Here is a 7,655-nt window from a genome sequence, read left to right as displayed (position 1 = left end):
TTGCCGATGCCTTAAAGAAATGTCGACCTGATCAGGCTGCTTACTTTGATGAAAATCTTAAAGCCTTTGAAGAGGAAATGGATAGGCTCCACGAGGAAGCATCGCAAATTCTGGCGCCCGTTAAAGGGAAAACCTTTTATGTTTTCCACCCTGCCTTTGGGTACTTTGCGGATTCATTCGGATTGGAACAACGCGCCATTGAAAGCGAAGGAAAAAGCCCGGGCCCGCGCAGGCTCTACGCCATTATTGAAGAACTTAAAAACACAGGCGCCCGCGCCTTATTTGAACAACCTCAATTCAAAGCGGTAGAGTTAAATTCTGTCGCTGCTGAAACAGGGGTAAGCGTTGTTCTCCTAGATGGTTTAGCAGCGGATTATTATGAGAATATGATTCGCATGGCTCGTGCCTTGGCCGAACACCTTCAAGACGAACCCGAACTTTAGAGAGCCGATTGCCCATGGGAGCCCTTTCAAAAAATAACGATGAATCCAATATCGCAGCCATCCGGGTAGAAAATGTTTCTGTATATTACGGAGCACTGGCCGCGCTTTTGGACGTCAATATCAGTATTGAACAAGGTTCCTTCGCAACCATTGTGGGACCTAACGGCGGCGGCAAAACAACTCTCTTTAAAATGATTCTGGGATTGATCAAACCTTCCCGCGGTCATGTTTATGTTTTTGGGAAACCGCCTGGAGAAGTTAGAAATTACATGGGCTATGTGCCTCAAAGTACCCGATTCGATCCTCTTTTTCCCGTTCGGGTTTTTGATGTAGTGCGCATGGGCTGCTTGGATGGCGGCGCCAATCTCCGCTTCCGGCGTCGAAAAGAAACTCAGGAACGGGTTCACACTGCTTTGAAGTCCGTAGGCCTAGAGAGCTTATCCTATCGTTGGTTTAACAGCTTGTCGGGCGGACAAAAACAGCGGGTCTTAATCGCCCGTGCCCTTGCAGGAAATCCCAAGGTGTTACTCCTTGATGAACCCACCTCCAACGTTGACATCAGCGCGGAGGAAAAGATTTTACAAAGTCTTGAGAAGCTGCGTGGCGCTATGACAATTGTGCTCGTCACCCACTATCCCAAAGTTGCGATGCGCTTTCTCGGGCAAGTCTATTGTGTAAACCAAAATGTGCACATTCATCCTCCGACCGATACGATGGATGAAGATCTGATGCTGCATATAACGGGCATGGCGCCTCCATCTATATTCAAAAATACCAATGAAGAGGCGTCACTATGAGCGAGTTTTTCCACGCAGTCCTGAATCAACCCTTGGCAAGAAATGCAGTCATTGCCGCTCTGTTATTAAGTGTTTCCTGCGGTATGGTGGGAACCTACGTTGTTGTGCGGCGCATCACCTATATTGCCGCCGGTGTGGCGCATTGTGTGCTGGGCGGCATGGGCGCCGCGCGGTATCTCCAATTATCCATGGGCTGGTCTTGGCTGCACCCCGCCTATGGCGCCTTAGCGGCGGCGCTTATAGCTGCCGGTATTATTGGCTGGGTGTCCCTAAACAGTCAAGAACGGGAAGATTCTGCCATCAGCGCTGTATGGTCCGTTGGTATGGCGCTCGGTGTCGTTTTTATTTATCTCACACCGGGCTATGCCTCTGATCTGATGGGCTATTTATTCGGCAATATTTTGCTGGTCTCCGGAAGTCATTTGTATCTGATTCTCGGTCTTGATTTGATCATTGCCGGGATAGTAATTTACTGGTTTGATGAATTTGAAGCCGTTTGTTTCGACGAAGAATATGCGCGCACCCGAAACATTAACGTAAATTTGGTGTATATTTTGTTGTTGGCATTAACGGCGCTAACCGTTGTCGCCCTCTCTATGATTGTCGGGATTGTATTGGTCATTGCCTTGCTTACGCTGCCGGCGGCTATTGCCGGGCGTTTTGCGAAATCGTTGGCGCAAATGATGTATTTCGCAGCAGCATTGGCCGCCCTATGCTGTCTGGGGGGCTTAGGGCTCAGCTATGGTCCCGATTTACCCGCGGGCCCTGTGATTATACTTGTTGCCGGCGCTTGTTATTTGCTGGTTACTTTCATGGCTGCGGGCGCAAAACTCATCAAAGGAAGGCATCAGCGTTAACCCTTGGCACTGCCAGTGGGATCGCCGGGCGCGACCGTAGTACAGGGATCCAAAGTCTGTCTGTCGCCATGCTTTCTAACCCACAAGATCGTTCACGTAAATCGAAGGCTCAACCACAAGGAGAAACAGTGTGATTGTTGCGGTATGGAATATAATTTTATTTTTTATGGCGGCTCATTGTGAAGGGATTTCAGCGCTGGAGGATTTGAGCCTCGACGGCGGATTTAGACTTTCCGCCATACGTTCTTCCATGAATCCCCTTGAAATCGGACGTGTCCTCGTAAAAGATGAATCGCTGCCTTCTCTTTGGCGGTTGTGTCAATGGGGCTCGAACTTCAGTCTTGAAGGCGCGGAGCCAACGAAGCGGGCAGATGGGAGTATCGTCCTCGCCAATGAAGCGAAAGAAATTGTCCTTTTCCCGGGAGGACTTTCCGGGGAAGGGGTATGCCTGACCGTGCGAGGCGGCGTGGAATATGGCGATAGACTGCGTCAAAAAAATGAACAGTGGGCACACCTTCTTGTGGAACAGAGCCTACGGGACTTATCCATGAAAGATCTTCGTGCCTTACATTTTTCTTTGGATTTTCAGGTGATCCGGTGCGTTGCAGATACGGACGAAACGATGGATCCCGGGCTGCATACAGCGCAAACCAGCGCCTATTGGAATATCCACAACAACAATCCTCAGAGCGAAGATTATCGGGATATGATTTGGTTTGGCGTGCCCATTTACGACGTACGCTACCCCATCCCGCCGGGACATCAAGCCGTGGATCAGGGCAATGAGGATTCCACTGGCAAATTTATTTGTACGATGGAAGGATCCCGATTTTATGATAGTCCTGTCGAAATAAGGCAGTGGTATACAGTGGATTGCGATTTGGTGCCCTTATTAAAAGAGGCATTAGATGCGGCGCAATCCCGAGGCTTCCTTGTAAAAACATGTGCGGAAGACCTGAGTTTCGGCGGATTTAATCTTGGATGGGAGGTGCCGGGCAGTTACACTTGTTCCATCCATTTTAAGAATTTAAAATTGGAAAAACAGAGCTGTAACAAGTGATCTGCTTAGAATCTGTTTCTATGTGAGACAGCGTTCTTTTTAGCGTGGGGGAGAGGCGGCAGCTATCTTTCCCTTTGCTGCTTTTAATGCCTCGTGTACGCGGGCAGGGCCGGTTGCGCCCGGCTGGTTGCGCTGTGCCACAACAGTTTCCAAATCGAGGGCAGCAAAGACATCTTCCCTGCAAACTTTTGAGAATTCGCGCAGTTCTTCCAGACTGAGATCTTCCAAACTTTTATCCGTCTGAATGCAATAACGAACAATTTCACCCACAATTTGGTGGGCATTGCGGAAAGACACACCTTTGGAAACAAGATAATCAGCCAGATCAGTGGCATTCATGAAGCCTTGTCCTGCCGCTTTTTTCATGCTGTCGCGATTAAAGGTGATGGTGGGAATCATGGCGGTGAAGACGGCAAGACATAAGAGCGTTGTGTCGGCAGCGTGGAAGACGGGAATTTTGTCTTCTTGCAGATCACGGTTGTACGTGAGGGGCAGCCCTTTCATAAGGGTCAGCAAAGACACGAGGTCGCCGTAGACCGCGCTTGTTTTGCCCCGTGTCAGCTCAGCGGCGTCAGGGTTTTTCTTTTGCGGCATAATGCTTGAGCCCGTGGTGAAGGCATCGCCTATTTCAATGAAATTGAAAGCGGGCGCACTCCACAAGATCAGTTCCTCGCTCCATCGTGACAGATGCATCATGACAAGGCTCGCTGCGGCACAAAATTCAATGAGATAATCGCGGTCAGACACAGCATCCATACTGTTTCTTGACAGCATGGAAAAGCCTAATTCTTCCGCCACCTGGTCGCGATTAATGGGGTGTGGTGTTCCCGCTAAAGCAGCAGAGCCCAGGGGCATCACATTAATTCTGTCGCGCTGTTGGTTGAAGCGCTCCACGTCTCTGTCAAACATTTCAAAATAGGCGAGCAGATGATGGGCGAGCAGCACAGGCTGCGCCGGCTGAAGGTGTGTGTAGCCGGGCATAATAAAACTTTTGTGTGCTTCTGCGCACAGGATAATCGCCTCTTGCAATGCCCTTAGGGCGCCCACAATCGCATCGCTTTGATCTCGGAGGTATAGACGCATGTCCGTAGCAATTTGGTCATTTCTGCTGCGGCCCGTATGCAGTTTTTTCCCGGCATCTCCAATTTTTTTGACGAGCAGTGCCTCTATATTGCCGTGCACGTCTTCAAGTGTGGAATCCCAAACAATGGATCCCTCTTCAATCTCTTTATGAATCGCTTTTAATCCGGAAATAATGGACTCTGATTCTTCTTGCGTAATAATATTGCAACTTCCCAGCATCCGCGCGTGGGCAATGCTGGCGCGAATATCCCATGGCGCCAGTCTGGAATCAAAAGAAACCGATTCTCCTAAACGTTCCATAAGAGCATCGGTCTCACCTTCAAATCGACCACCCCATAACTTACTCATTATCTTTTGTTACTCCTGATCAGGCACTGCACTGGGTTTAAGAAAGGATATTGGCGGGCGCTGTTCTTTTAGGACAGCCTTATTTTTTATCCTTGCGCGGGGCAGAGGACTTTTGGATCAGTTGATCCATTTCTTTCAAAATCGTGGCGAGAATATCTTTGCGATGTTGCTCACTAATTTTATAATGTTGGACATTTTCCAAGATATCCATGGTACGCAAAGCAACTTGATAGGCAAAATCTTGTACTTTCATTGGGAACTCCTTATACTGCGCTCAAAGCATTGTTTAATCTGAGTCCTTATAATAGAGCAAACGGGTTGTCCGTTACCATAGTGCCGGACAACCCGTTGGGATCATGTCATTATTCATTCGTTTTGCGGGAGAAGCCGCCTTAGCGATACTGGGAAGTGAGCGCTGCGGGATCCATGCGTAAGCCGGGGCCCATGGTACTGCTCATTGTACAGGCTTTTAAATAGGTGCCTTTGCAAGCGCTCGGCCGAGACTTAAATATAATTTCGATAACACTGACCGCATTTTCAAGAATTTGTTCTTGGGTGAAAGATGCTTTGCCAATAGGCACATGAATGTTTGCGTTTTTGTCGACACGAAATTCAATTTTACCTGCTTTAATTTCACTGACCGCTTGACCGACCTCATTGGTGACGGTACCCGCTTTCGGGCTCGGCATCAGTCCCCGTGGTCCCAGGATTTTACCTAAGCGACCGACAAGGCGCATCATGGCAGGGGTTGCCACTGCGGCGTCGAAATCAGTCCAACCGCCTTGGATTCGCGTAACAAGTTCTTCACTGCCCACGGCTTCTGCGCCGGCTTCGGTAGCCGCCGCAATTTGATCTTCCTGTTCACAAAAAACAACAACCCGTACTTGTTTACCCGTTCCGTGCGGCAAAGCTACGGAACCACGAACCATTTGGTCCGCATGACGGGGATCCACGCCCAGTAGAAAAGCAAGTTCAATTGTCTCGTCAAATTTTGCAGTAGCGTTTTCCTTGGCGAGGCTGCAGCATTCTTCTACGGTGTGGTACGTGTGTTTGTCAATTTGTTTTCTAAAAGCGTCAACGCGTTTGCTATGTTTAGCCATGACTCAGTTCTCCTGTGGTATTGACGGAATTGCTTCCTCCCACGTTTAAGTGATGATGATACAAGAAGATGCCCGTAGGCGGGATTATGATTTGGTATCGATGGTTATGCCCATGCTCCGCGCACTGCCGCGCACCATACTTTTGGCTGTTTCTAGGCTGGCGGCATTAAGATCTTGCATTTTTAACGTAGCAATCTCTTCAATCTGTGCGTCGGTAACAGAACCGACTTTGGTCTTGTTGGGTTCAGCGGATGCTTTTGCTAATTTGGCAGCACGCTTCAACAACACGCCGGCGGGAGGGGTTTTGGTTTCAAAGGAAAAGCTGCGATCTTCATAAATTGTAATGATTACCGGAATGACGAGACCTTGTTGTTCACGGGTGCGCTCATTAAACTGATTGCAGAAATCCATGATATTAACGCCGTGCTGACCCAAAGCAGGACCTACAGGCGGCGCAGGATTCGCTTGTCCTGCTTTGACCTGTAATTTTACCTGGGCTTTTATTTTTTTCTTTTTTGGGGGGGCCATGTTACTGTAACTCCATGCTACATTTGTTCTATTTGCCAGAACTCAACTTCGATGCTCGTCTGACGTTCAAAAATTTCAACTATTACTTTGACAATGGATCGTTCATTGTCGATTTCTTCAATAAGTCCAAGAAAGTTAGCAAAAGGTCCATCCGTAATGCGAACCCGTTCGCCAACATCAAAATCAATCTTGGGTTTCGGACGTTCCCGTTCTCCGCGGACGACTTCAACAATAGCTTGTACTTCGCTGTCATCGAGGGGAGAGGGGGCATTGCGCGAACCACCAATGAATCCGCTCACACTAGGTGTGTCTTTGATCATGTGCCACAATTCAGCCTGTGTTTCAGGCCGTTCAGGCAACTGTACCAACACATAACCGGGGAAGCATTTGTGGCGGGAAATGCGTTTTTGTCCGCCGCGAACCACTTCCACTTCTTCGATAGGCACAAATACATTGGATATAAAATTCGGATTAGAGAGTTGTTGGGCGCGCGCAAGGAGCATTTCTTTTACGGCTGCTTCTTGCCCTGTATGCGCCTGCAACACGTACCAGCGCCGTTTGATCCCGTCGTCCGGCACTTCCTTCAACGTAAAGACTTCTTCTTCTTCTACCGCAGGAGCATCGTCGGAAGCTGCTTCTTCAGAGACAGATTCATTTTCTATGTAATCTTTTTCCGACACAAAGTATCTCCTAGCTGACAAAATGTAAAACGTTCATGATAATAAAAGCGAACACACGATCAAAAACAAAAGTGATGACGCCCATGATTAGCAGCATGTACAGCGTTACTTTTGTGGAAGCCATCAAATCATCCCGTGTAGGCCAAGTAACCTTTTTCAGTTCGTTAATAATATCCTCAAAAAAACCTTGGATACGCTGTATCAGACCGGGACCGGATTCGGTTGTGGTGGTCGGCTTCGCCATAATAGTTTCCTGTGTTATTGTGAAATCATCGGTTAAGAAAGAATAAGAAAAACTGGCAGGGGCGGAGGGATTCGAACCCCCAACCTTCGGCTTTGGAGGCCGCTGCACTAGCCATTGTGCTACACCCCTGCGCGAAAATATGGGTCAATAGAATGTATTATCTATCGTATTCAAAAGCGAATAAAAATGTATGTATAGGAATTGTCCTGTGCCTTCCTCTACGAGGAAAAACAGGGATCAGTCCAAAATCTTGGTAACGACACCGGCGCCAACCGTACGGCCGCCTTCACGAATAGCGAAGCGAAGTTCTTCGTCCATCGCGATGGGCGTAATCAGTTCAGCGGTAATCGTCACGTTGTCACCGGGCATAATCATTTCCACGCCTTCTGGAAGATTCAAGGAACCGGTAACGTCCGTGGTACGGAAATAGAACTGGGGACGATAACCCGTGAAGAAAGGTGTATGACGACCGCCTTCTTCCTTTTTAAGCACATAAACTTCGGCCTCAAATTTCT

The 7,655-nt window shown here is 48.5% G+C and carries 11 protein-coding genes and 1 tRNA gene; 4 read left to right on the top strand and 8 right to left on the bottom strand.

The features are described from left to right. The 4 genes from GX117_03235 to GX117_03220 all read left to right on the top strand — a co-directional run. A partial coding sequence (locus tag GX117_03235) for a zinc ABC transporter solute-binding protein (GenBank protein ID NLO32358.1) occupies positions 1-443 on the top strand: 443 nt, incomplete at its 5' end. A 14-nt stretch (positions 444-457) separates the two neighbouring features. After that, positions 458-1,240, top strand: a complete 783-nt coding sequence (locus tag GX117_03230) for a metal ABC transporter ATP-binding protein (GenBank protein ID NLO32357.1) — start codon at positions 458-460, stop codon at positions 1,238-1,240. Further along, the gene (locus GX117_03225) at positions 1,237-2,097 is read left to right on the top strand and encodes a metal ABC transporter permease (protein ID NLO32356.1); all 861 of its coding nucleotides are present in this window, start codon (positions 1,237-1,239) and stop codon (positions 2,095-2,097) included. The genes GX117_03230 and GX117_03225 overlap by 4 nt, the downstream gene beginning before the upstream one ends. Before the next feature lie 130 nt (positions 2,098-2,227). Then, on the top strand, positions 2,228-3,157 hold the full coding sequence (locus GX117_03220) for a hypothetical protein (protein NLO32355.1): 930 nt from the start codon (positions 2,228-2,230) through the stop codon (positions 3,155-3,157). 39 nt (positions 3,158-3,196) lie between these two features. On the opposite strand, the gene argH is transcribed toward GX117_03220, so the two are convergent. The 8 genes from argH to tuf form a co-directional block, all read right to left on the bottom strand. Next, on the bottom strand, positions 3,197-4,588 hold the full coding sequence (argH, locus tag GX117_03215) for an argininosuccinate lyase (protein NLO32354.1): 1,392 nt from the start codon (positions 4,586-4,588) through the stop codon (positions 3,197-3,199). 79 nt (positions 4,589-4,667) lie between these two features. Next, on the bottom strand, positions 4,668-4,841 hold the full coding sequence (locus GX117_03210; GenBank protein ID NLO32353.1) for a hypothetical protein: 174 nt from the start codon (positions 4,839-4,841) through the stop codon (positions 4,668-4,670). A gap of 139 nt (positions 4,842-4,980) precedes the next feature. Further along, the gene (locus GX117_03205) at positions 4,981-5,688 is read right to left on the bottom strand and encodes a 50S ribosomal protein L1 (protein ID NLO32352.1); all 708 of its coding nucleotides are present in this window, start codon (positions 5,686-5,688) and stop codon (positions 4,981-4,983) included. An 84-nt stretch (positions 5,689-5,772) separates the two neighbouring features. Next, positions 5,773-6,216: a 50S ribosomal protein L11 gene (rplK, locus tag GX117_03200; protein ID NLO32351.1), complete on the bottom strand. Its 444-nt coding sequence runs from the start codon at positions 6,214-6,216 to the stop codon at positions 5,773-5,775. Between the two features lie 17 nt (positions 6,217-6,233). Continuing rightward, the gene (gene nusG, locus GX117_03195) at positions 6,234-6,896 is read right to left on the bottom strand and encodes a transcription termination/antitermination protein NusG (protein ID NLO32350.1); all 663 of its coding nucleotides are present in this window, start codon (positions 6,894-6,896) and stop codon (positions 6,234-6,236) included. Positions 6,897-6,906: 10 nt separating this feature from the next. Further along, complete coding sequence (gene secE, locus GX117_03190) at positions 6,907-7,140, bottom strand: preprotein translocase subunit SecE (GenBank protein NLO32349.1); 234 nt, start codon at positions 7,138-7,140, stop codon at positions 6,907-6,909. A gap of 53 nt (positions 7,141-7,193) precedes the next feature. Beyond that, a tRNA-Trp gene (locus tag GX117_03185) sits at positions 7,194-7,269 on the bottom strand. Between the two features lie 108 nt (positions 7,270-7,377). After that, a partial coding sequence (tuf, locus tag GX117_03180; protein ID NLO32348.1) for an elongation factor Tu occupies positions 7,378-7,655 on the bottom strand: 278 nt, incomplete at its 5' end.

The organism is Candidatus Hydrogenedentota bacterium (assembly GCA_012523015.1).
Taxonomy (GTDB): domain Bacteria; phylum Hydrogenedentota; class Hydrogenedentia; order Hydrogenedentales; family CAITNO01; genus JAAYBJ01.
The sequence above is the reverse complement of the archived record's forward strand: the minus strand, read 5'-3'. Positions and strand labels throughout refer to the sequence as shown.